This window comes from Pseudanabaena sp. 'Roaring Creek' (assembly GCF_001402795.1).
Taxonomy (GTDB): Bacteria; Cyanobacteriota; Cyanobacteriia; order Pseudanabaenales; family Pseudanabaenaceae; genus Pseudanabaena.
This window is the reverse complement of record NZ_LIRE01000375.1, coordinates 1-22,213: the sequence shown is the minus strand read 5'-3', so window position 1 is coordinate 22,213 and position 22,213 is coordinate 1. Positions and strand designations below refer to the sequence as shown.

Here is a 22,213-nt window from a genome sequence, read left to right as displayed (position 1 = left end):
AAAATGCGATTGTCCTGATATTACGCACAGTATTATTAGCTCAGAGGTGCTAATTAGGATGGCTAAATTAAATATATAACAATTCTAATTTGCGCCCGCAATCCAAATCAGCCCCCCGTCACCGATCGCCATCTCTTTCGCATATAGGGTTGCCTTGAAATAGCCAATGTGCCACTTAAACTTTTTCCACTAGAACCAATGTTTTATAAATTGCATATGACAAAAAAGCAATGTTTAGGAGACAATCTCGAGATTGTCTCGAGATTGTCTATGGGTATAAGTCGCTAATTCGCGCAAATAGCATACGGCTTTGGGTCGCAACCATTGCAATTTTCTCTCCCTCACTTACCTTTGCCCATAGGCGATCGCTTGCCGAAAACCGATACTTACCTTTAAGTTTCCGCAATGCAGTTGTTTTGCCCTCAGAGTCAATGCTATAGGCTTCATCAATATCCAAGTGTAGATAATATTCCCTAGTCTCATTTGGTGGTTGACCTGCGGTAAAGATTTCTTTTTTGAGGATTTCGGCACTAACTACAATGGGTTTACCCTTGAGATCGGTATATCCTTTCCAACCTTTGAAAGCTGCCATACCCGTACAAATAAGCATCAGTATTGCCCCTACAATCGCTGGTACTTTGGCAATCAAAAGCACGAACAAAGTCATGAGCGTACCGCCAACGACCAGCACACAGGCGATCGCTAGTTGTAAATATGCGGTCAACTGTACGTAAGCTCGACTCTCTGCATAAATCTTTTGTAATTGTTCTGTGGTCATAGGATTAGACTTTGATCAAGATTAAGTAAGACCGCTTTTAGCAAAAACTCTAAGCGAACATAGGGCGATCGCACAAGCAAATTACTGTCAAAGTGTAAATGTTTACATCTGTGTTTTCCATAAAGTCTAAGATTTATCATTTCGCTATGTGTCACTTATTCCTGTAGCGATGCGCTTTTGTCCAAAAAAGTTTTCTTAAAACCGAACTATATCTAAGTAGCAACAGTCTAAATAAATTAAATAATTGTTGAGTAGTTATGTCTCGGACAAACATTATTTCTGCTATATCTTGGACTCTTGGGTTAGCAGTAATTTATTTTAGCGTTGGCTCCTTAGTTGACGGCAAAAACATAGAGCAAATGCCCCAGAATCAATCAATATGTAAAACTCTAGTTAGCAAAATACTAGATACAAGATCTGAAGGTGAAAAGGTTTTCTCTGGAGGTAACTGGACAAATAATTGTGTCTTTAGTAAACATTAAATCGGTTTAGAGAAGAACGTCGGTTTGCCGATGGTCGATACCTCGACCATCATTTTGATTCCTATCTGATTGATAGGAATATTTACAATCCTAACGAAAGATCTCAAAACTACCCTTCATCCAACTCTCGGAACTATGATCGCCGCGATCGCTAGTTGTCAATCACAAGCCCAATGAGCTAAGCGCTAAAGTTTAAATTTTTCCTTTCACCAGATCGAGCATCAGTCCCAAAAGACGAGAATGGCGCTTTTTTACTGCCCGAACTATTTGTGACTGCGATCACATATTCGCACAGCCAACATCACAGAATCCTAGATTAGCGATCGCAGGGCAAACCTTGATAGAACGCGATACTAAACCCATAGAGAAAACGTTAACAGGACAAAAGCAATGATTCTCAATTCCTTAAACCAAGTTCGCGCGATCGCTATTAAAACTATTGTCGGTACGGAAAAAGCCATTGTATTTTTAGGCAAAACCTTTGTAGTCGATAAAGCCTATAAATCTCTCAACGATGCGATCGCTGGATGCAAAAGAGACGTAGATTTAGGCATGGCAGTATTAATCGCCCCTGACGCAGACCAGTTTAAGGTGTGGGTATCGATTCCTAACGAAATGATCTTGCAAGCGGGTTAAATCCTGTAGCTAAAAAGCTTAACTTCAATACCTTTTTTCCTAGCCTTTTCAATCGTGTCCTGTGTCCCCTCCGTATTATTGACATGAAAAGCTATGAGTTCGTCAGCAATATCAATGATTTGGGTAATGCGATTAAAATACGCTTCTTTATCAATAATTTGGGCAGTCCCCTCAACCAAGCAACCCATTGACCTGACAGTTTCTAACTGAAAAATTAAATCCTCCGCCTGTCCACGATTAATTACACCCTCACTTGCCCGATTCAAATAGTGAGCGCTGTATATTTCCAATGCAGATGGGATAATAATTTTTAATTGGCTAGTATCTATACCAACTTTTAAGACTTCATCAGTACCAAAGAAGTCCACGCCCAAAGCACCGCCCGAAACAAGCCCATTGCCAAGGGCAATTAGCGATCGCACCTCTTCTCGGACTTGGCTTTCAATATCAAAATTAGTATGTCGCCAACTTCCCGCGTTAGCTTGCGTTGCGGAGCAAATCGCAGTCCATTTCATAATTGCAACTTTCCACTAGAACCAAATTTCCACTAGAACATGGAACTAAAACCTGCTAAACCAAAATCACGTCAGTCGATGATGGTGGATTTTAACCAGTTCGTTGAGCCTTGGTAGAATTTACCTAGAAAGGCTCCAGAATATCCCAAAAATGATAATGCCAATTCCAAAAATGGCAACGCCATTTTTGGAATCTCAAAACCTTACTGGGATTATTTTATAATTCACGAAAGTGTCGTCACACCTTCATGAATTTATGTTTACGATCCGAACTGCTCTTTCGCATCAACTACCCGACATTATTCTGTCGCGTCATGACAAAACCCTTGACATTTAATAATGTCCTTTCGACCGAAAAAAAGACTCTTTTTTGTTTTTTGTTTAGCTTTACTCCAAGCTAATGTTAAATTATTGGCATACTTCCAATCATTTCAGAGGTTAAAAGTATTTGTGACTAAAACTATAGCTATTTTTAATCAAGCTGGTGGCGTAGGTAAAACTACGCTTACCCATAACTTAGGCTACCAAATAGCTAAACGCGATCGCCGAGTTTTATTAGTAGATATGGATCCCCAGTCATCTCTCACTAAGTTTGTCGGGTTAGTTCCTTCTGAGTTAGCCAAGACAGTTGCTAATGCGATTATTGACGAAGAAGCACTGCCAATTCACAAAGATTTGTTAGGAATGGATTTTGTCCCTGCCAATCGTTTTCTAAGCGCTACAGAGATGCAATTAGTCAGTGCTTCTCTACGCGATTTTAGGCTAAAAGATGCCTTGGATTTGGTGCAGCAGCAGTACGATTATATTCTGCTCGATTGCCCTCCAAGTTTAGGACTGCTAAGCTATATTTCATTAGTTGCCGCGACCCATGTTCTCGTCCCTGTAGAAACTCATCTCAAAGCATTTGAGGGAACTGATGAGTTATTGCAGACACTTACCTATGTAAAAAGCAAACCTAATAAACAATTACAAGTAATCGGATTTGTCCCAACTCGCTACGATGGTCGCAACTCCGCAGATATTCGTACCCTTGAGGCAATGAATGAACAACTTGCTGTATGGGGTAAAGTGTTTGAGGCAATTCCCCGTGCTACAGCATTCGTTGATGCTAGTGAAGAGAGATTACCTCTAGCAGCTTTACAAGCTAAGCATCCTGCTGTAAAGATTATGGACAAAATTATCGATCATATTGAGAAACTGGCATGACCCGAAAAACAACAAAGCCTTTTAGCGGACGTATCACTGCACCTAGCGCTCCTTGGCTTGCACCTGAAGTTGATGAATCTCCTATACCTAGCGATCGCCTTAAGTCTGAGGTTGAGATTCAAATTGCGGATATTCATTTACCGCCGAAGCAACCTCGCCGCTATTTTGATGCAGAGGCATTACAAACCTTAGCAAAATCGATCGCCCAGCACGGAGTTTTACAACCTCTACTAGTGCGTCCTCGTTCGGCGGGTGGCTATGAACTGGTTGCTGGTGAGCGTCGTTATCGGGCAGCACAGTTATCAGGATTAAGTACTGTTCCTGTAATTGTGCGGGAGTTAGATAATAATGAGGCTTGGCAAATTGCGCTGGTCGAGAATCTTCAGAGAGAAGATCTCAATCCCATTGAAGAAACGGAGGGGATTCTCGATCTTTTAGCTCTTGAGCTTGCGCGTCCGTTGGATGAGATTCCTAATTTACTGCGTCTATTGTTTAATCAGAATAATCGTAGCAAGACGGATTTCAGCAATCTTGATGAGGTTGATAATAACGTTATTATCAATGGCAAGAACAATCTAGCCGAGACTGATAATAACGTTATTATCAGTAGTGAAGACAATAATAACGAGCTTGGTAATGCAACCCTAATCCAGCAAATCGAACGAATCTTTGAGCAGTTAGGGCGGATGAGTTGGCAGTCGTATGTGACAAATCGTCTACCTTTGTTGAAGCTTTCGGAGATTGTGGTTCAGGATTTGCGTGAGGGAAAGATTGAATATACTAAGGCAAAGCTGATTGCTGGTGTTAAGGATGCAGCGTTTCAAAAGCAGTTGTTAGATGAGGCGATCGCTGATGGGCTATCTTTAAATGAAATCAAGAGCAGAATAAAAGAAAGCTCTCAAAAGTCTCTAGCTAGTGAACCAACGGATCTCCGTTCTCGATTTGAGTCTACTTTCAAGGCGGCAAAGTCTTCACCTGTTTGGAAGGATGCGAAAAAGCAAAAGAAGTTGGAGGCTTTGTTAAAACAGTTGGAGGCTTTGATTGGTTAATAGGAGTGATAGCGATCGCCTCAAACTGCAAAAGTTGAGTAAGGGAGGAAGTGGCGATCGCAAAATATCTTTTAGTATTCACGAATCACAAATACTGGTGTACTGGACTTGGGTTGATTTTGCTTTTGAATACGAATTAAGCGATCGCTAAGTTCTGTTGTTTGAGATTGCAAAAAGTCATTGATAAATTTTGCTTGTCCCTGATAGTCGCGATCGTCTTTACAAATAATGATGCCGCTATGATTCATGCCGCTACGATGTAAATCGATAAAATCATCACGATTAAAGGTTATTAGAATTCGATTTTGATTTGTGGCAAATTTTAGAACTTCAGGATCTGGAATACTTTGATTTGCTTGTGCTGCTTCGTAGGAGGTGAGTACATCATGACCGTAATCGCGCAGGATTTGCACAATGTCGATCGCAAAGTTTTCGTTGGAATAAAGTCTAGCCAACGATCGTTTCCTCTTGCTCGTATTGGTGAGAGGCGATCGCGAGATCGATTTCTTCTTGATGTGTAGTGTAATAAAATCGGGCGTTGCTCAAGTCATCTGTGGTTAATGAGGGAAAGTTGCGTAAAAGCTCTGAGGTATCGGCTCCTTGTTGTTGGAGTGAGATGATTGTCCAAACGGGGATGCGGGTATTGCGGATTCTTGCATGACCTCCACATACGCCGACGGTTTTCTGGATTGTGCGAGATTTTAGTTTTTCTTGCAATAGGGCATATTCATCTGGTGCAAGGGCTTCGATGACTTGGGCTAAGGATTCTACTAATTTTGTATTCATAGTTTTGAATCTATGCTCTCAGGTTGATCACATGAGTTAGTTTAGCTGATGATCGCCTTTTGCCATCATCAAGCGCGATCGCTAACAGAACCTTGTAGATAAAAGCGATCGCAGTAAAAGCCTGAAAGTAAGCAAATTAGAGATAGGCGATCAATTATAGTAAGATCTCTAGATATTTCTAATTTCCTAAAATTTAGATATACTAAGACTATTAGAATACAAATAAAAATGTCACTTAGAGAACTTAGTTTTGTCAGTCAAAATCCAATTACATCATTACCGTTTACTCGCTACCGTATTAAGCTTATTCAAGCAGTTGAACAGTCTGAACAATCTAGGGCAATTGGTAAAATCGCTAGAGATTTAGAGTGGCAATATAAGTCTCCTATTTTGGCTGATTCAACTAATAGCAGTATTCTGAGTTCTATATCTTTGTCAAGTAGCGATCAATATGAGATCCTTAGCACAGAGTCTATTGATCTTGCCAGTCCAAGTTATGAGAGATTTTTCTTTGAGCTTTGTAATTCTGCAATTATAGATGCATTTAAGAAAGTGAAAAATCCTCCACGCATTGATCGCTATAAAAAAAGAATATATTCCAATGAAAGTTTTAGCCTAGAAAGAGAAGACAATCGAGACAACGAGGATACTGCCTTAAATAATGATTTGGTTGTTGAAACTCAGAAACAAGACAAAATTGAAGGACAAAAATATTTAACGTTTGATTTTGTTAGAGATCAAAAGCAACACTTAGTTCTAATTCTAGATTTTGCTAGTGAATACCACTCTCGATTAACTATTGATCAGATTGGGATGTCAAATCTAGAAACTGGTCAAAAAATGGTTCATGTCTATGATGGAAGAGTTTGCCATTTTATAGGTATTGCAGAAGAAACAATTGACACAAAAATAGCGGATATTGGTAACAATAGTTTGCTTGAATTCCATCATCAAAAGGGGAACCTTTCCGATAAAGATTTAGGAATACTTAGCAAAGATTCTCTAGCAGTAAAAGTTAGTTATCCATCAGCTAAAGGCAAGCCATTTGAGGCTTTGCATATTCCTCAACTTTTGCGAACAATCTACGATCGCAGTCAGTTTGATGATGATATATATCATGATAACCTATGGAATATATCGAAAAAAGTGCATAAAGCTTTTGAAACAATTAGCTTTCTTAATCAAAGAAATCGATTTCAGTTGCTAAACCAACCTATTCAATTTTCAACAAAATTGAGAGAATTTGCTCCGCAAGTTTGTAAGCTATTTCCGTCTGGAAGCAAAGCTAATAATTTAGATTTTGGTAAACATCCAAATTCTGAACAAAGACTTGCTGTTTCATATCCTAGAGCAGGTTTAGACAAATATTATCTACTAGATAAACCTAATCAACCAGTCAAGTCAGTTTTACTCTATCCTCTAGAATGGCAGAGAAAAGCTAAAGCTTATAGTGATAAATTAAAAGATGAACTTCATAAATTTGGGATTACACTACTGATTGCTCATCAAGTCTACGATCCTAGAGATAAAGTAGAGATTCGCCAAGTATGTCAAAAGCTCAAAGAATGTGACTTTGTGTTTGCTTGCGTACCAAATGAATCAGAATTTAGTCAAGATTCTAGTGCTGATCCTTACAAGATTATTAAAAAGCAATTAGTTCAGCGCAAAATTCCATCCCAGATGATCATGAAATCAAGCCTTGATAAAGGATGGGATAAACACACAGGACACAACTTGATTATTGGTATCAATGCTAAGCTCGGTCACGCAAGTTGGTGTATCAAAGAAACTACAGGTACAGCAAAATCATTCATAGGCTTAGATGTGAGTCGTAAGGATGGAAAAACTGTTGGTGCATCAGCTTTTGTATTAGATGCTCATGGTCAACTAATAGATTGGGCTGCTAGTGACTTTCAAGCTTTTCAAGAAAGTTTCGATCCAGAGATTCTAGAGAATTTATTACTTGATTTTTTTAGTGCATATCCAACTAAGCATTTAGTAATTCATCGTGATGGCAAATTGCAAGATGCAGAATTTCAAGTTCTTGTGAAAATCAAGAATGAACTAGCTTCTAATGGTTTGGAAAAACTTGATGTAGTTGAAGTAATCAAATCAGGATTTTGTCGAGCAGTTTGGCTGCAAAATATAGATGATGTTGATACTTATACTAATCCTAAAAGAGGATGGGGATGGTTACATAGTCATAATGAGGCAGTTATTTTAACCACTGGTGATCGTGAAGCTAAAGTCAGTCCTAATAGTTCTCCTCGTCCATTAAGAATTAAGCGAAAAATGGGAGATACAGATCTCTTAACTTTGGCTGAACAAGTTTATTGGCTTAGTGAAATGCAAGTAGGCTCTACCCAGACAATTCGTTTACCAATCACAACCTACTACGCAGATCGAGCAGCCGAATTTGCGCAAGAGGGACTTTTACCTCGTGGAATTCAAAGAGATAAACGCCTATGGTTCTTATGATTATTTTGCACATTTATCATTTATCTTTTATAAATGCTCTCTTGTCTTTACTAAATCAGGAAATTTTAATCGGAAAAAATATGGCTGAAACAATTATTTTACAAATACCAGAAGCATTTTACCACCGTCTAGCGATTTTATTTAGCCTCACTTCACTCTAACCACCTCAAATTCAGGCAAAAATGCAAGCACAACATCTCTCTCAGGAATCCCCCGTTGGATCAAATCTTGAGTAATCCCCCCCTCAATTCCATCATACTCAATCAGTACCTTCCCATCCTTAATACTCACATAAATCAAATTACCCCGCACCCGTCTCTCCCGATCCCAACCAAACTGCATCAGCGCATAGCGACTATTCACATCATCAAATATCGGCTCTAGGTGAATATTGCCATGAGAAGGTCGTAACTTAGCATACTCACTAATTACCTGCTTGATTACTGCTTGATAGGATTTGATGGTATCCATTGGGTTATCTCCTTAGTGCTTAGATTTACGATAACAAGTTTTAACGGAATTTCAGCGATCGCTAGTTTACCAATTGGCTCATCAAATATATCGCCATAAGTCGCCTCAGAAATTGCCAGAAAAAGTTCACGCTCTGGGTCAATCTGGTTAAGCAATATGCGATACAAAGAATATTGCCCGATCGCTTGCTCTAAATCAACAACTTGGGACTGACCGCGAAACTGCTTAATTTCAATCGCAACTTGTTTGTTTCCCTGCCGAACACCGATAAAGCCACTTGCCGCCAGATCGACAAATAAAAAGCGATCGCCATAGGAAATAACATAGGGATCGTCAGTAACTTCCCATCCATCTTTTATAACTGCTTCTTTTACAGCCTGATGAATGGAATCTCTCGCTGGCAAATTATTTACTCCTCAAATTCTTATTTTCTTGAATATATTATAATAACCCTATTGATATTTTCGGGCGATCTCAAATATTTGCAAAAAATATGGCTGAAACCGTTACTTTACAAATACCAGAAGCATTGTACCAACGCTTAGCGATCGCGGCTGGAGCAACACAGCGATCGCTAGAAGACGTAATTTTACAAGCCTTACAAATTGGTAGCCCGCCAACATGGAAAGACGTACCCGAAGAATTTCAAACCGACCTTGCCAGCTTAGATCGACTTGACGATGATTCACTATGGCAAATTGCCCGTAGCCAAAAAACTCAATTAGAAATGGAACGCTACGAATCCCTATTGTCAAAACAACAAAATACAGGACTTACTGATTCTGAAAGACTGGAATTAGATAACCTGCGTAAAGATAGCGATCGCTTTATGTTACGCAAATCCCAAGCCGCGGCAATCCTAAAATGGCGCGGACATAACGTTCCCAGACTAGCAGGGTAGATTTTGTGTCAGGCTATATTTCTCAAAATCTACGATCGCAAATAGAATCAATTGACCGTAAGCGTTGCTGCTATTGCCTCACAACCGAAGCAAATAGCGGTATGCCTATGACAATTGATCATATTCAACCAGTTTCAAAAGGAGGGCTAAACACCCTTGAAAACCTATGCCTTGCCTGTCGCACCTGCAACGAATATAAATCTGACACCACAGAAGCGATCGATCCATTAACAGGCGAAATTGTAGCTTTGTTTAATCCACGACAACAAAATTGGAAGGAGCATTTTCAATGGAATAATGATGCCTCTCAAATTGAAGGTTTAAGCCCGATTGGACGTACAACAGTTATTGCTTTACGGATGAATAATGCTGTCATTGTCGCTACTCGTAAACGTTGGTTTGCAATTGGTTGGCATCCACCAGATTGAAGTATAAAAACATCAAACCTCTATTTCTGCAATCTTGCGTAAAACTTGCCATGCCACCTCTAACTCACCCTGATTAACCAAAGGAGCCAAAACCTGAGACATCGCATATTGCTTACCCTCTAGCTTCACAAATACAATATCATCACCATTCGTCAACATCGCAAAATTCGGGCGATCACCGTTTGGACTCGCCATTAAATAAGCCAAAGTTTGAGGCAAAGCAGACCAAACCGAAAGCATCGTTTTCTTTGACTCCAAAACAATAATCCACAGGCGATCGCGCAATACCAACACATCGATGCGCCCCTGTAGAGTCTCTTCACTATCTGAAATATTGATCGCAATCGACTCCTCCGCCTTAATCCGAAAAGGAGGATCGTATAAACCAGCGATCGTTAGCAATGGCGAGACGAGTAATAGCATCACCGTACTTTCTAGCAAATGTCCACCAGAACGATGATAAATATAACGCCGCCATAAAATCTCAAGATTGGCGCGATCGCTAGAATTAATCTCTGGTAACTGGTCATACCACTCTATAAAAAAATCCTTCGATTCACTACGACTCAAGCCAAATTTTCTCTCAGCTTCAGCGATCGTCGTGATAGCTTCAGTAACAGCTAATGTTTGCATAGTGAATACGTTGAGTGAATTTTCAATACAATAATTCTAATCTCTAGCTCTCAATTCGTAACAAGTCGCTATCCGAATATTATCCAAATATCTTTTGAAAAGTGCGATCGCCCACAACATGAACCTATTCGAGAATCACCGCCAACAAATCACCGCATCAGAAGCTCCCCTCGCCGATCGCCTACGTCCGCGCCACCTCGATGAATTCATCGGACAAGAACATATCCTCGGACAAGGAAGACTGCTCCGCCGCGCCATTCAAGCAGATCGCCTATCATCCCTCATCTTTTATGGTCCCCCTGGAACAGGCAAAACCACCCTAGCTCGCATCATTGCCAACACCACCAACGCCCACTTCATCGCCATCAATGCCGTCCTCGCAGGTGTAAAGGAAATCAGAGAAGCGATTGAAACCGCCCAAACCCAACGCGGCTATCACAATCAACGCACGATCCTGTTTGTCGATGAAGTACATCGCTTCAACAAATCTCAACAGGACGCATTACTACCTTGGGTAGAGAATGGCACGATCGTTCTCATCGGTGCAACTACCGAGAATCCCTTCTTTGAAGTCAATAAAGCCCTAGTCAGCCGATCGCGATTATTTCAATTAAAGCCCTTAACCGAAGCGGATTTACGGCGAGTATTAGAGCAAGCAATTAGCGATCGCCAAAGAGGTTACGGCAACCTCAAAGTAAATGTTACCGAAGAAGCGATCGCCCATTTAGCCAATGTCGCTAACGGTGATGCAAGGTCATTGCTGAATGCCTTGGAACTAGCCGTCGAAACAACGGAACCCGATGAGAATGGGGCGATCGCTATTAATTTAGCCGTAGCCGAAGAATCGATTCAACAAAGAGCCGTTCTCTACGACAAAGAAGGCGATGCTCACTTTGATACGATTAGTGCCTTCATCAAGAGCGTGCGCGGTTCCGATCCCGATGCTGCCCTCTATTGGCTAGCCAAAATGGTCTATGCAGGCGAAGATTCGCGTTTTATTTTGCGAAGATTACTGATTTTAGCGAGCGAAGATATCGGACTTGCCGACCCGCAAGCAGTGGTAGTGGTGAATGCTTGTGCAGAAGCCTTTGACCGCATTGGCTTACCCGAAGGTCGCTATCATTTAGCCCAAGCCACCCTCTACCTTGCTAATGCTCCCAAATCCAATAGTCTGATGGGCTTCTTCGATGCGATCGCTGCCGTTGAGCAAGAACGTCAATCCGATGTTCCCAATCCCCTCAAAGATGCTAGTCGCGATAAAAAAGGCTTCGGTCATGGCGCTGGTTATCTCTATCCCCACGCCTATCGCGACCATTGGATCGAGCAGCAATATTTACCCAGCACTTTACAAGGGCAGGTTTTCTATCAACCCTCGGATCGAGGCGCAGAAGCCGCAATTAAATTACAAGTAGAACGCCGCCGCGAAGCACAATTAGCCGCAATGGTAAGTGGTGTCGTCATCGAATTGCCAGAGATTCTTACCTTTAGTCCAACGGATAGCAAAAGCGATCGCTGGTTACAACGCACCATCGGACAGGCAGGGGAAAGATTAGCCAAAATACGCGATCGCCTATTCTCCCAATTATCGCTACAACGTCATGATGTGGTTCTCAACTTAAACGCAGCCTCTGGATTATTGACATGGGAAGCATTGCGCGAGGTTCCAGAAGGAGGCGTATATGCGCTGACCCATCAAGAATCGGAAGCGATCGCTTTGCAAGAACAAGCAGCAAGTTTGCCAGAACTTTTGCGCCCAATTGTCCTGCATGGATCTTTAACAGAAATTCCTGAAGCGATCGCCTCTATGCAGTTTGAAGCGATTATTGGCTATAATGCTCTGATGCGCGAACCTGACAAATTAGCTTGCATTCAACAATTAGCAAATCTCCTACAGCCTAAGGGCAAAATCGCTCTCTATGAATCAATTCCCAAACACACGCAGCGAATTTATCGATTGATCGATTTACCAAATGAATTTGGCGATCGCTGGATCCAAGCAGAAGAAGCAATCTATGCCAATCCTCATGACTCAATGACAAATTGGGATATTGATGATTTGCGATCGGCTTTTGAGAAAGTAGGTTTAAAAATTCAAATAGAAGTAGAACGGGTCACTACAACCATGCAAATTTCTACGGCTTTATTAAACCGTTGGTTTAGTAAGTCTCAGGCAAAACCATCCTATGCCAGCCATCTAACCAAGTTTCTTTCTGATGATGAAATAGCGATCGCTCATCAATTGCTAACCAATAAGCTATTAAATAAAACAGTAGATTGGGAAAGTTCAGCAACAATGGTTATTCATTAACAACCAAAACCGCCAGATTTGAAAACAGCTTATGACTACTTATGACTATTAAATGACAAGGCAATTGGCGGGGCGACAACGATCAACTCTTGGGTTAAATATGCTGTCTTTCCCCAAGAATTGATTGGCGGCGCTTCGCGCCGCCAATCAATTCTTGGGGTTTATGTCCTATTAGACTTGGCGACAGCTATAGAACCTATTTAGGAAAGTGACGATAATCCTATGGAAAACAACGAACGGATTCGTTGCCGAGTGGCAGCTTGCCGCGAAGCAATGAACGATGGGAAAGTGTGGAGTTTCTATTTGATCAACGACTCGGAAGTTGTCTTTGATGTGGTGCTAGAGGATATTTCTTACGAGTGGGGCGGCATTCCTAGCAGTGAGAAACTGGATGTATGCTTCACCAACTTAAGCCCCAATGCACATGCTCTTATCTGGCGCGATGACGGAGAGCTACGCATAGATATACTATTACAGGTGCGGCTGAGCGATCGTCAAGAGTGCTTGAGGTTTGAATTTCCAAAGCTTTATCGCAAGAAAAACCTACCTTTGGTGCAAAGTCTGGGAAAATCGGGATGGCAGGAATTTGGGCACTGAACAGTTAAAGCGCGATCAACGTATTTATGCCTATCTCCGATTAGCTGACCAATCCCAGCAGTTACAGTTTATGCTCTTACCATACTCATCTAACAACCGCGATATATTTGCAACACAGCCAATGAAACTTCTTTTTTTCCCATTTCTCAGGGTAAATAGTTCCAAACTTAAAAGCTGCTTAAATGATAAGACCGTGCTAATAACAGGAGCGAGCTACGGGATTGGCGAATGTCTGGCTATGAGCCTAGCTGATACAAAAGCCCATCTTATCTTAGTGGCAAGAACAGAAGATAAACTAATAGAAGTGAAAAAGAATGTTGAATCGAGAGGAGGTCGAGCTGATATTTTCCCCTGCGATCTTAGGAATATTCAGGAAATGCAAATATTACTACAGGAATTGCATCAACTTCCAGATGGCATAGATATTATCGTTAACAACGCAGGCAAATCAATTCGACGTTCAATTTTTGACTCTCTCGATCGCTTGCATGATTTTACAAGAACCATGAATTTAAATTATTTAGCTCCAGTTCAACTAATGCTCTCTCTCATTCCAATATTGGTTGTAAGACAAGGACATACGATCAACGTGTCAGCAGTGAATGTACTTCTAATCCCAGCCCCAAAATGGTCTGCCTATCAAGCCTCAAAAACAGCATTTGACCAATGGTTCCGTAGCGTTAGCCCAGAATTGAACTCCAGAGGAGTTAGTACAACTTCGATCTATCTTCCCTTAGTTCGCACTAGAATGATTGCACCGACCAAAGAGTACGCAAACATGCCAGCAATGGAACCCGAAGAGGTTGCCAAACTCATTTGCCATGCAATTATTTCGCGGAAGAGAACTTATGCACCTTGGTGGCTTCTATGGGGGCAACTGGCATCGGCACTTTTTCGATGGCATTGGGAAGTAATAACGAGCAAATTTTCGAGATATATGTGAGTGAGGTGTCATGCTAGAGATAATTAAACAGCTTTATCATGTGGATCTGTTGACCGTTTCTGGATTGAGGCAGATAGCGATCGCATTAATCACAACGGGCATCAATCTGATGGCGATTTTACGCATTGCAGCTAAGTTACACCCATGCCGTCTAGCCATAATCGACGATCTCGAGCAGTTAAGTTACTCAGAGCTTTGGCAACAATCGGAATCTTTAGCCATTAATTTACATTTCGATTGCGGTATCCAATACCGCCAAAAAATAGCAATTGTTTGCCGAAATCATGGATCTACGGTAAAAGCTTTATTTGCTATATCTCGTTTAGGAGCAAATGTCATTCTGATTAATCCTGAGATGAGTGCTGAACAACTTCTATCTCTGGAAGAACGGCTACAGCTCGATTTCTATATTTATGACGAACAACTTGCCCCAGTGTTTGCAAACCAATCGCTAATCCATAAATCAATTCCAGCATACCATCCCAGCGAAAATTCTATCGATCGTATGGCATCGACACCAAGAACCAGTAACGTAAAATTGCCAAAATTCAAAACGGGAAACATTGTGGTTATGACAGGTGGAACGACTGGTCAGCCTAAGCCTGCTAGTCGTAAACCTTCTTTCTTCAATTTCTTACCGCCGTTTTTTGCCTTACTAGAGCGTGTATATCTTGGCAGATATAGATCGGTCTACATTGCAACCCCGATTTATCATGGATTTGGTTTAGCGTCACTACTGATGGGGGTTATACTTGGAGCAAAAATGTATCTCACTCGACGATTCGATGCTAAGTGTTCCCATACTCTCATTTCTAAGCACAAAATTGAAGTAGTTGCACTGGTTCCATTAATGTTGCAGCGCCTTCTTCAGTTTGATGCAATTGCCTTATCTTCATTGCGTTGCATAATTTCTGGTGGTGCTTCACTTAGTCCATCGCTAGCTCAAGAAACTATTACTCATCTCGGCTTAATATTATTTAATCTGTATGGAACTTCGGAAGCTGGTTTTTGCATTATGGCAACACCAGAGGTATTAGCTAAGAAGCCAGAGTCTATCGGCAAACCCATTCGTGGTGTCCTAGCCAAAATCATTAACGATCGCGATCGCCCAGTTGAGATAGGAAGAGTCGGTCGCCTCTGTATTCGGAGTACTTGGTCAACAAGTCGGGGAAATTGTGTCGAGACGGGTGATTTGGTTTATCAAGATAGCGATGGCGACTTATTTCTCTGCGGTAGAGTCGATGACATGATCGTTTCGGGAGGAGAGAATGTTTACCCTCTTGAATTAGAAAATGTTCTCGTGCAACATCCAGATATAGATTCGGTAGGTGTGGTCGGCATTCCCGATCGGGAATTTGGTCAACGTTTGAAAGCTATTGTCAAAAAGAAGAAGAACGCTACACTTGACCATTCGACTTTGCTCGAATGGCTAAAGCCTCGTGTTGCCCGCTATCAGATTCCTGCGATCGTTGAGTTTCGTGACGAGCTTCCTTACACTTCTCTCGGTAAACTAGACAAAAAATTATTGCGCGAGTGAAACCATTTAGGATTAGCGGGGGGCATTATGCGATCGCAAGCTTAATAAGCTCAAAATTTACAAATAGTTGCGGGCTTGGCTGGACAGACTTTTTCATTGATTAGATTTTTGGATAAGATCGCAATTTGTTGTAAAGGTTTGAGGCTCTTGCTTGGCGCGTTGCGATATATTGAAGGGGTATCTCTGCCCGTTAGTTGTCGTTATGCCAAAATGGTTTAATACTGCTGGTCCTTGTAAACCTGACATTCACTACATGCTGTCAGCTACAGAACGCTTGCCTGAAATCAAACAGCTAATTGCTCAGGAAAACTATTTCGTAATTCATGCACCAAGGCAAGTGGGTAAGACTACAGCGATGCTGACACTTGCCCAAGAGCTAACGGCGAGTGGTCAATATACGGCAGTGATGTTGTCGCTGGAAGTAGGGGCTGTATTTTCCCATGACCCAGAATTAGCAGAGCGGGCAATTTTAGATGAGTGGCAGGATGCAATTAAGTTTTATTTACCATCAGAGTTGCACCCCAGTCATAGCATTTTAGGAGAATCAGGTCGTCATATCGGCGCTTTTTTGGCAGCATGGTCACAGGAATCGCCAAGACCATTGGTAGTGTTTCTCGATGAAATCGATGCTTTGAGTGATGAGACTCTAGTTTCCGTGCTTCGGCAAATTAGGTCTGGATTTCCACGTCGTCCTCAGGGATTTCCGCAGTCAGTGGCTCTGGTGGGGATGCGCGATGTGCGGGATTATAAATATGCTTCTGGGGGGAGCGATCGCTTGAATACCTCCAGCCCTTTTAACATCAAAGTCCGCTCCTTTACCTTGAGTAACTTTACCCTTGAGGACGTGCGGAATCTCTATCAGCAACATACGGATGCGACGGGGCAGGTGTTTACGACTGAAGCAGTTGATTTGGCTTTTCATTTGACGCAGGGACAGCCTTGGTTAGTGAATGCGATCGCCAAGGAAATTGTGGAATATATTACGAAAGATCCTGCAATTCCGATTACTCCTGACTTGGTGAATCAAGCGAAGGAAATACTGATTAAGAGACAAGACACGCATCTGGATAGTCTTGCCGAGAGACTGAGGGAAGATAGGGTAAGAGCCATAATTCAACCCATTTTATCTGGATTAGAGTTAGGAGACACGACCGATGACGATCGGCGTTATTTGTTGGACTTAGGTTTAGTGGTGAGGAGTCAGGAAGGGGGGTTGAAGATTGCAAATCCGATTTATCAAGAAGTTATTCCCAGAGTTTTATCTCAAGGAGTGCAGGATAGTCTGCCGATGATTCAACCTAGCTGGCTGAATGTTGATGAAAGTCTCAATGCTGAAGTCCTACTTAATGCTTTTCTAGTTTTTTGGCGACAACATGGTGAACCATTATTTAAGAGTGCTAATTATCCAGAGATTGCGCCGCATTTGGTGATGATGGCATTTCTACACCGCGTTGTGAATGGTGCTGGGACGCTGGAAAGAGAATATGCGATCGGTTCGGGGAGAATGGATATTTGTTTGCGCTATGGCACAGTGATTTTGGGAATGGAGTTGAAGGTATGGCGAGACAAGAAGCCAGATCCACTCAAGGAAGGACTAAAGCAGTTGGATAAATATTTATCAGGATTGAGTTTAGATACAGGATGGTTGGTGATCTTTGATCGCCGTAAGGGTTTGCCGCCGTTAAGCGATCGCACCACTACCGAAAATGTCATCAGTCCCGCAGGTCGGGAAATTATCGTCATTCGGGGATAGATAATGCAGTTGATACTTCTAACTTTTTTCTAGAGACAACTTGCACTAATTGTTACACTCAAAATATTATGACCGCAGAGCTTTGGCATCACGATAGGATTGATACGAATGGCATAAAACTTCACTACGTTACCGAGGGTAAAGGTGAGCTGATGTTGATGCTGCATGGATTTCCAGAATTTTGGTACTCGTGGCGGCATCAAATCCCTGAATTTGTGAAAGACTATAAGGTCGTTGCTGTCGATCTGCGTGGTTATAACGATAGTGATAAGCCTCAAGCCCAATCTGCTTATGTGATGTCAGAGTTTGTGGAAGATATTAGAGGAGTGATATCAGGTTTGGGCTATGAGAGTTGTATTCTGGTTGGTCATGATTGGGGAGGAGCGATCGCATGGTCATTTGCCTATGCTTATCCTGAATTAGTAAGTCGTTTGATCGTAATGAATTTACCGCACCCAGCTAAGTTTGCGGCAGGGCTCAAGACTCCGCAGCAGATGCTCAAAAGTTGGTATATTGCATTCTTTCAGATTCCATTGTTGCCTGAGTTCTTGATTCAGTTAGATGACTATCGGCTTATTGAGGAGGCTTTTCGAGGAATGGCGATCGATCGGAGTGCTTTTACGGATGCAGATATCGAGCAATATAAAAATGCCTTTGCTAAACGGGGCGCTTTGACTGGTGCGATTAATTACTATCGCAATCTACCTACCTATCTATCCCAAAAGAAAGTGTGGGGTATTCTCAAAATTCCGACTTTGATGATTTGGGGGGAGGAGGATCGGGCTTTGGGGAAGGAATTGACCTATGGTACGGAGGAGTATGTGCAGGATTTACGGATTCGCTATATTCCTAATTGCAGCCATTGGGTGCAGCAGGAGCAACCACAATTGGTTAATCAAATGATGCGTGAGTTTTTGAATGAGGAATGAAGGAAATGTTGAGCTAATCTAGTGACCGCATTTTGGTAGAGGTACTTAATATAGATCAAGATATCAGCTATTTAGGTAGATAATGCATCAACTCTTGAGTTGCTTCATTTACCATTCTCTGTCTGAGAGAAATTGGCGCTAACACCTCTCCATTGGGTCGCCAGTCCCTCAATCTTTGGATGATATTAATGTCATTGGAACGAATCCAAGCTTGATAATAGCGATCGCAGGGATTGCGTTGTTCTAAAATTACAACCACTCCTATTCAAGAACATTTAATTAATAGAATTGCGGAACTAACGGATCTATTCTTGCAAACAAAAAAACGACAAGGCGGCGATCGCGCTCAGAACACCACTACTTTCTGGGCAACCATCTTAGCTCGTCGCGAATTAGGCGAAAGCTTGAAGGCGATCGCAATCGATCTCGATATGCCCTATGAAACAGTCAGAAAATATGCCCAAGCCGCACGTAAAGCGATCAGTGCTTTTGAAAAAGTTCCATAAATCCCATTCTTTAGAATCGCTTTCAAATTTTTGGAGACTTGAGGATTGAACCCAATTTCTCTTCATAGGCGCTAACTACTCGGATTCGTAAATCCTCGGAATATGGTTTTGCCATTCTGTTTTTCTTCTTTTACTTCCATTATATCCTGTCTGCTTTAATCCGATAACTGCAATATCAGGCGCTTAGATCAGCTAAAAGATAGATTGGAATATTTACCCCTGACCACAGCAACAAAGCTAAAAGCTAAAGATTTATAAACGCCAAATATAGGCAAGCGATCGCCTAAGTTCTGGGAATAGATGTAGGTTTATTACTAGTATCCTCAAACAAGAGCGATCGCTGATTGCCTAGTATCAAGGCGATCGCTGTTAAAATACATACATGGAAAGCAGTGATCTAAAACTACACAGTTTTAACTAAAGGTGAAACCATGACCGCTACAGCCATTAAACCCATAACACTAGCAGAATTTCTAGAGCTATCAGAGACAAAGCCAGCTTCTGAATTTATTGATGGACAAATCATCCAGAAACCTACGCCCCAAGGAGAACATGGTCTATTACAAGGTACGCTTTGTGAAAGCGTTAATCAGGTTGCCAAATCTCAAAAAGTTGCGATCGCTTTTCCAGAATTACGATGTGTTTTTGGCGGTAGAGCGATCATTCCAGACATAGCAGTATTTCGATGGGGACGCATCCCCAGACTAGCATCAGGACGAATTGCAAACCGCTTTGAAATCCATCCCGATTGGGCAATTGAAATTCTCTCTCCCGATCAGAGTTACAAACAAGTATTAGGGAAACTATTACATTGCGCTAAATATGGCACAGAGATCGGATGGTTAATTGATGCCGAAGACGAAAATATTTTGGTTGTAGATAGCGATCGCCGTGTAATAGAACTAAAAGATAGCGATCGACTACCTGTTCTCAGTGGAATTGATTTAGAACTAACAGTTCAAAAGGTATTTGGCTTGCTAAGTTTGTAAGAATTGTATCAATCTCAACTCAAAAAACACCCCAACTACTCAATCAAGAAATGCACCTGCTTATTCCTAGGAAGAAGAGCCAGACTCGTGATCTTAATTCTCCCCTTCTCGAAAGAGAAGCGATAATAGAACTTAATCAGGATCTTGGCATGAAGCAACTTCCAAAGCGAATCCGTCAGCTTCCAGTGTTTCCTACAGCGCTTTGCGCTCAAACCCAAACCAAGAAAAAATTTTGAAAGCGTTGCTTCGCAACGCTTTCAAAATTTTTTCTTGTGGTTCGTTTGATCGGTAATTGCTGTAATTTGCAATTACCCATGACTGAGTTCACTAATCCATCTATGCATCTATAACAGTTGTAGTCCATCAAGCAACAAGCTCAGAAAAAGGATAACTCTTCATAAGGGATTGCAATTACAAGACGAGGATGCCAAACGCTATCGGAAAGTGAAGTTTGCGGAGTGGACAGCAGGTTTAGCCGAAAGTCTAGGAGAGACAGGGATCTCACTAAATGCCAAGATCGTTGCGTTTAAGCTCAAACCTTCCCTTGCTACTTATCATCAAATCTGCGACTTGACTAAGGATAAATGGAAAAAGACTAAGGATATTTTGATCAAATATTTATTGCAACTCGATTCTTTTAATACTGCTGAAGCCAAGGTCAATATCTTTTTAGAAGAAGGGCTATTTGATAAGGAGATCGCGATCGCTAACATATCTCTAATTAGCTTATCCCCAGATAAAATCAGCCATCTTTTTCGCCATAGCTTCATGATGTTTTAAGCTTGCTATTCTTTTATCTTCATTGATATTCATATATCCACTACTGGCGCTGAGAGTTACGTATTTATCAGATTTTAGCATAATGAATAGATTGGTAAACCCAAGAGAATCGTGGTCTTCGGGGTGGTCTTTAAAGTCTATAAATTTGACATTATCAAAAGGAATTGTAGTGATGACTTTTGTCTTTCCCAATAAACTAGTTGTAATCTTACGCATTTCTCGATTTCGACGATCGAATATCCAAAAGGTAAAGAGAGGTGAATAAAGACTAGAGGCAAAACTGAGTAGAACAATTGTAAGAACGATTATAGAAATTGTCCAAGATGGACTGAGAAAAGTCAACAAATTCTTGAGTAGCTCTCCCCCTAGATCTCCTCTACGAATGCTAACAAAAAACAATACTCCCAAAAGGAAAAACAAAAAGAGAATAAACGTTATACCGAAGATTTGAAGAAAAAATGCTATCATCCAAGCTGTTCTAGTAGATATAGAATTTCCTTTCTGAAATTTCAACTCGATTGAAGTTTCTTCAATTAGATTTAGTTGATCCTGATTGGTATGGGTACGCATATTTTTCTATCTTGGAAAGATTACTTTTAGTGAGTTTATCTAATTTAGTGTCCTTTGGTTAGTGTTAAGAGATACACCCATTTCAACGTTATTCTCAGCGATCTTCTTGACTATTAATCAACTAATTGTCTATATCATTAACTCACCTTGCGCAAATATCATCGAAATCGTAAAGCATGGATACTTGCAGAAGAAGCAATCTATACCAATCTTGATGACCCGATGACAAATTAGGATATTGATAATTTGCAATCGGCTTTTGAGAAAGTAAGTAGCTAGGATAAGTAAACTTAAAACCTAGAAGAGCAAACCGCCCAACTAGCAGGCGGTTTGCTCTCTGGTTTTGGGTTTTAATTCTACCTAGCTACTTACGTTTAAAGATTAAAATAGAAGTAGAACGCATCACTGTGCCCATGCAAATCTCTACAGCTTTGTTAAACCGTTGGTTTAGTAAGTCTCAAACAAAGCCATCCTATACCAGTCATCTAGCCAAGTTTCTCACTGATGATGAATCGCGATCGCTCAACAATTGCTGACCAGTAAGCTATTAAATAAAACAGTAGGTTGGGAAAGTTTAGCAACAATGATTATTCATTAACCACCAAAACCGCCAAAGTGGAAAACAACCTATGACGAGCATGATTAGAAAGGCTCGCCAGAACATGGCTATGTAAATAGATTGGAATATGTTCTGAAAAGAACTCAAAAACACCAACGAAAGTATCTTTTATCGGCAGATTATCACTCAAAAACAACTCAGTTACACCAGCCCAAAGATCAACCAATCCCAAATCAGAAGGCTCAGTAAGAGAATGCAGCTTTTCATTAAAACTATGGATCAATTGGTTATATAGGTTATCTAATAACGGTTTGATCCAATCAAAATGGTACAGCAACACTCCACGCTTAATTCCAAAATAGTCACATAACTGACGTTC

26 protein-coding genes are annotated in these 22,213 nt (G+C 41.2%); 16 read left to right on the top strand and 10 right to left on the bottom strand.

The features are described 5' to 3' along the window. Positions 1-268: 268 nt before the first annotated feature. Positions 269-778 carry a hypothetical protein gene (locus AC805_RS12740; RefSeq protein WP_055075783.1) on the bottom strand — a complete coding sequence of 170 codons (510 nt, stop codon included), beginning with the start codon at positions 776-778 and terminating at the stop codon, positions 269-271. A gap of 872 nt (positions 779-1,650) precedes the next feature. Between AC805_RS12740 and AC805_RS12735 the strand changes: the two genes are divergently transcribed. Continuing rightward, complete coding sequence (locus AC805_RS12735; RefSeq protein WP_055075782.1) at positions 1,651-1,896, top strand: hypothetical protein; 246 nt, start codon at positions 1,651-1,653, stop codon at positions 1,894-1,896. On the opposite strand, the gene AC805_RS12730 is transcribed toward AC805_RS12735, so the two are convergent. After that, a complete protein-coding gene (locus AC805_RS12730; RefSeq protein WP_055075781.1) occupies positions 1,893-2,411 on the bottom strand; it encodes a hypothetical protein in 519 nt (172 codons plus the stop codon). The genes AC805_RS12735 and AC805_RS12730 overlap by 4 nt on opposite strands. A 450-nt stretch (positions 2,412-2,861) precedes the next feature. Here AC805_RS12730 and AC805_RS12725 point away from each other — a divergent pair, with 450 nt between their 5' ends. Both AC805_RS12725 and AC805_RS12720 read left to right on the top strand, forming a co-directional pair. After that, positions 2,862-3,617, top strand: coding sequence for a ParA family protein (locus AC805_RS12725; RefSeq protein WP_055075790.1), 756 nt, complete (start codon positions 2,862-2,864; stop codon positions 3,615-3,617). Beyond that, positions 3,614-4,666, top strand: coding sequence for a ParB/RepB/Spo0J family partition protein (locus tag AC805_RS12720; protein WP_055075780.1), 1,053 nt, complete (start codon positions 3,614-3,616; stop codon positions 4,664-4,666). The genes AC805_RS12725 and AC805_RS12720 overlap by 4 nt, the downstream gene beginning before the upstream one ends. Positions 4,667-4,737: 71 nt before the next feature. On the opposite strand, the gene AC805_RS12715 is transcribed toward AC805_RS12720, so the two are convergent. Together AC805_RS12715 and AC805_RS12710 are read right to left on the bottom strand one after the other, a co-directional pair. Then, entirely contained in the window at positions 4,738-5,121 is a 384-nt protein-coding gene (locus tag AC805_RS12715; protein ID WP_055075779.1) for a DUF5615 family PIN-like protein, read from the bottom strand. After that, positions 5,114-5,452, bottom strand: coding sequence for a DUF433 domain-containing protein (locus AC805_RS12710; RefSeq protein ID WP_055075778.1), 339 nt, complete (start codon positions 5,450-5,452; stop codon positions 5,114-5,116). Before AC805_RS12710 ends, AC805_RS12715 begins: the two co-directional genes overlap by 8 nt. A 228-nt stretch (positions 5,453-5,680) precedes the next feature. Here AC805_RS12710 and AC805_RS12705 point away from each other — a divergent pair, with 228 nt between their 5' ends. Then, on the top strand, positions 5,681-7,930 hold the full coding sequence (locus AC805_RS12705) for a Piwi domain-containing protein (protein WP_055075777.1): 2,250 nt from the start codon (positions 5,681-5,683) through the stop codon (positions 7,928-7,930). Between the two features lie 147 nt (positions 7,931-8,077). Here the strand turns inward: AC805_RS12705 and AC805_RS12700 are convergent, their stop codons facing one another. Next, positions 8,078-8,401, bottom strand: a complete 324-nt coding sequence (locus AC805_RS12700) for a XisI protein (RefSeq protein WP_055075776.1) — start codon at positions 8,399-8,401, stop codon at positions 8,078-8,080. Beyond that, positions 8,371-8,805 (bottom strand): XisH family protein, encoded by a 435-nt coding sequence (locus tag AC805_RS12695; protein ID WP_055075775.1) that lies wholly within the window; start codon positions 8,803-8,805, stop codon positions 8,371-8,373. Before AC805_RS12695 ends, AC805_RS12700 begins: the two co-directional genes overlap by 31 nt. An 89-nt stretch (positions 8,806-8,894) precedes the next feature. Between AC805_RS12695 and AC805_RS12690 the strand changes: the two genes are divergently transcribed. Both AC805_RS12690 and AC805_RS12685 read left to right on the top strand, forming a co-directional pair. Then, positions 8,895-9,302, top strand: a complete 408-nt coding sequence (locus AC805_RS12690; RefSeq protein WP_055075774.1) for a hypothetical protein — start codon at positions 8,895-8,897, stop codon at positions 9,300-9,302. Positions 9,303-9,307: 5 nt separating this feature from the next. Continuing rightward, positions 9,308-9,730, top strand: a complete 423-nt coding sequence (locus AC805_RS12685) for an HNH endonuclease (RefSeq protein WP_055075773.1) — start codon at positions 9,308-9,310, stop codon at positions 9,728-9,730. Positions 9,731-9,742: 12 nt separating this feature from the next. On the opposite strand, the gene AC805_RS12680 is transcribed toward AC805_RS12685, so the two are convergent. Further along, complete coding sequence (locus tag AC805_RS12680) at positions 9,743-10,363, bottom strand: hypothetical protein (RefSeq protein ID WP_055075772.1); 621 nt, start codon at positions 10,361-10,363, stop codon at positions 9,743-9,745. A 118-nt stretch (positions 10,364-10,481) separates the two neighbouring features. Between AC805_RS12680 and AC805_RS12675 the strand changes: the two genes are divergently transcribed. The 6 genes from AC805_RS12675 to AC805_RS12650 all read left to right on the top strand — a co-directional run bounded on the left by AC805_RS12675 (position 10,482) and on the right by AC805_RS12650 (position 18,430). Next, entirely contained in the window at positions 10,482-12,671 is a 2,190-nt protein-coding gene (locus AC805_RS12675; RefSeq protein WP_055075771.1) for an AAA family ATPase, read from the top strand. A gap of 222 nt (positions 12,672-12,893) precedes the next feature. Continuing rightward, positions 12,894-13,268 (top strand): hypothetical protein, encoded by a 375-nt coding sequence (locus AC805_RS12670; RefSeq protein WP_055075770.1) that lies wholly within the window; start codon positions 12,894-12,896, stop codon positions 13,266-13,268. Positions 13,269-13,389: 121 nt separating this feature from the next. After that, positions 13,390-14,211 carry an SDR family NAD(P)-dependent oxidoreductase gene (locus AC805_RS12665; RefSeq protein ID WP_055075789.1) on the top strand — a complete coding sequence of 274 codons (822 nt, stop codon included), beginning with the start codon at positions 13,390-13,392 and terminating at the stop codon, positions 14,209-14,211. Positions 14,212-14,221: 10 nt separating this feature from the next. Next, positions 14,222-15,748, top strand: coding sequence for an AMP-binding protein (locus AC805_RS12660; RefSeq protein ID WP_055075769.1), 1,527 nt, complete (start codon positions 14,222-14,224; stop codon positions 15,746-15,748). Positions 15,749-15,950: 202 nt separating this feature from the next. Beyond that, positions 15,951-17,501, top strand: a complete 1,551-nt coding sequence (locus tag AC805_RS12655; protein ID WP_055075768.1) for an AAA family ATPase — start codon at positions 15,951-15,953, stop codon at positions 17,499-17,501. 68 nt (positions 17,502-17,569) lie between these two features. Continuing rightward, positions 17,570-18,430, top strand: coding sequence for an alpha/beta fold hydrolase (locus AC805_RS12650; protein ID WP_055075767.1), 861 nt, complete (start codon positions 17,570-17,572; stop codon positions 18,428-18,430). A gap of 67 nt (positions 18,431-18,497) precedes the next feature. On the opposite strand, the gene AC805_RS24710 is transcribed toward AC805_RS12650, so the two are convergent. Further along, a complete protein-coding gene (locus AC805_RS24710; RefSeq protein ID WP_072143610.1) occupies positions 18,498-18,689 on the bottom strand; it encodes a TIGR03985 family CRISPR-associated protein in 192 nt (63 codons plus the stop codon). A 52-nt stretch (positions 18,690-18,741) separates the two neighbouring features. Here AC805_RS24710 and AC805_RS12645 point away from each other — a divergent pair, with 52 nt between their 5' ends. The 3 genes from AC805_RS12645 (at position 18,742) to AC805_RS12630 (ending at position 20,705) form a co-directional block, all read left to right on the top strand. After that, positions 18,742-18,936 carry a hypothetical protein gene (locus AC805_RS12645; protein ID WP_197278719.1) on the top strand — a complete coding sequence of 65 codons (195 nt, stop codon included), beginning with the start codon at positions 18,742-18,744 and terminating at the stop codon, positions 18,934-18,936. A 431-nt stretch (positions 18,937-19,367) separates the two neighbouring features. Continuing rightward, complete coding sequence (locus tag AC805_RS12640; protein WP_055075765.1) at positions 19,368-19,925, top strand: Uma2 family endonuclease; 558 nt, start codon at positions 19,368-19,370, stop codon at positions 19,923-19,925. Between the two features lie 405 nt (positions 19,926-20,330). Next, entirely contained in the window at positions 20,331-20,705 is a 375-nt protein-coding gene (locus AC805_RS12630) for a hypothetical protein (protein ID WP_055075763.1), read from the top strand. Here AC805_RS12630 and AC805_RS12625 read toward each other — a convergent pair. Further along, positions 20,652-21,275 carry a hypothetical protein gene (locus AC805_RS12625; RefSeq protein ID WP_055075762.1) on the bottom strand — a complete coding sequence of 208 codons (624 nt, stop codon included), beginning with the start codon at positions 21,273-21,275 and terminating at the stop codon, positions 20,652-20,654. The genes AC805_RS12630 and AC805_RS12625 overlap by 54 nt on opposite strands. Positions 21,276-21,682: 407 nt before the next feature. Here AC805_RS12625 and AC805_RS27135 point away from each other — a divergent pair, with 407 nt between their 5' ends. Then, positions 21,683-21,811 (top strand): hypothetical protein, encoded by a 129-nt coding sequence (locus AC805_RS27135; protein WP_269433575.1) that lies wholly within the window; start codon positions 21,683-21,685, stop codon positions 21,809-21,811. A 51-nt stretch (positions 21,812-21,862) separates the two neighbouring features. Here the strand turns inward: AC805_RS27135 and AC805_RS26280 are convergent. Next, positions 21,863-22,213: hypothetical protein (locus AC805_RS26280; protein ID WP_197278718.1), on the bottom strand; the 351-nt coding region annotated here is incomplete at its 5' end.

Excerpts from the sequence above, each read along its gene's own strand:
- AC805_RS12710 (WP_055075778.1), bottom strand. The coding sequence starts at position 5,452 with ATGAATACAAAATTAGTAGAATCCTTAGCCCAAGTCATCGAAGCCCTT.
- AC805_RS12720 (WP_055075780.1), top strand. The coding sequence starts at position 3,614 with ATGACCCGAAAAACAACAAAGCCTTTTAGCGGACGTATCACTGCACCT.
- AC805_RS12730 (WP_055075781.1), bottom strand. The coding sequence starts at position 2,411 with ATGAAATGGACTGCGATTTGCTCCGCAACGCAAGCTAACGCGGGAAGT.
- AC805_RS12690 (WP_055075774.1), top strand. The coding sequence starts at position 8,895 with ATGGCTGAAACCGTTACTTTACAAATACCAGAAGCATTGTACCAACGC.
- AC805_RS12735 (WP_055075782.1), top strand. The coding sequence starts at position 1,651 with ATGATTCTCAATTCCTTAAACCAAGTTCGCGCGATCGCTATTAAAACT.
- AC805_RS12650 (WP_055075767.1), top strand. The coding sequence starts at position 17,570 with ATGACCGCAGAGCTTTGGCATCACGATAGGATTGATACGAATGGCATA.
- AC805_RS12665 (WP_055075789.1), top strand. The coding sequence starts at position 13,390 with ATGAAACTTCTTTTTTTCCCATTTCTCAGGGTAAATAGTTCCAAACTT.
- AC805_RS12700 (WP_055075776.1), bottom strand. The coding sequence starts at position 8,401 with ATGGATACCATCAAATCCTATCAAGCAGTAATCAAGCAGGTAATTAGT.
- AC805_RS12660 (WP_055075769.1), top strand. The coding sequence starts at position 14,222 with ATGCTAGAGATAATTAAACAGCTTTATCATGTGGATCTGTTGACCGTT.
- AC805_RS12625 (WP_055075762.1), bottom strand. The coding sequence starts at position 21,275 with ATGCGTACCCATACCAATCAGGATCAACTAAATCTAATTGAAGAAACT.
- AC805_RS12640 (WP_055075765.1), top strand. The coding sequence starts at position 19,368 with ATGACCGCTACAGCCATTAAACCCATAACACTAGCAGAATTTCTAGAG.
- AC805_RS12705 (WP_055075777.1), top strand. The coding sequence starts at position 5,681 with ATGTCACTTAGAGAACTTAGTTTTGTCAGTCAAAATCCAATTACATCA.
- AC805_RS12655 (WP_055075768.1), top strand. The coding sequence starts at position 15,951 with ATGCCAAAATGGTTTAATACTGCTGGTCCTTGTAAACCTGACATTCAC.
- AC805_RS12670 (WP_055075770.1), top strand. The coding sequence starts at position 12,894 with ATGGAAAACAACGAACGGATTCGTTGCCGAGTGGCAGCTTGCCGCGAA.
- AC805_RS12680 (WP_055075772.1), bottom strand. The coding sequence starts at position 10,363 with ATGCAAACATTAGCTGTTACTGAAGCTATCACGACGATCGCTGAAGCT.
- AC805_RS12675 (WP_055075771.1), top strand. The coding sequence starts at position 10,482 with ATGAACCTATTCGAGAATCACCGCCAACAAATCACCGCATCAGAAGCT.
- AC805_RS12740 (WP_055075783.1), bottom strand. The coding sequence starts at position 778 with ATGACCACAGAACAATTACAAAAGATTTATGCAGAGAGTCGAGCTTAC.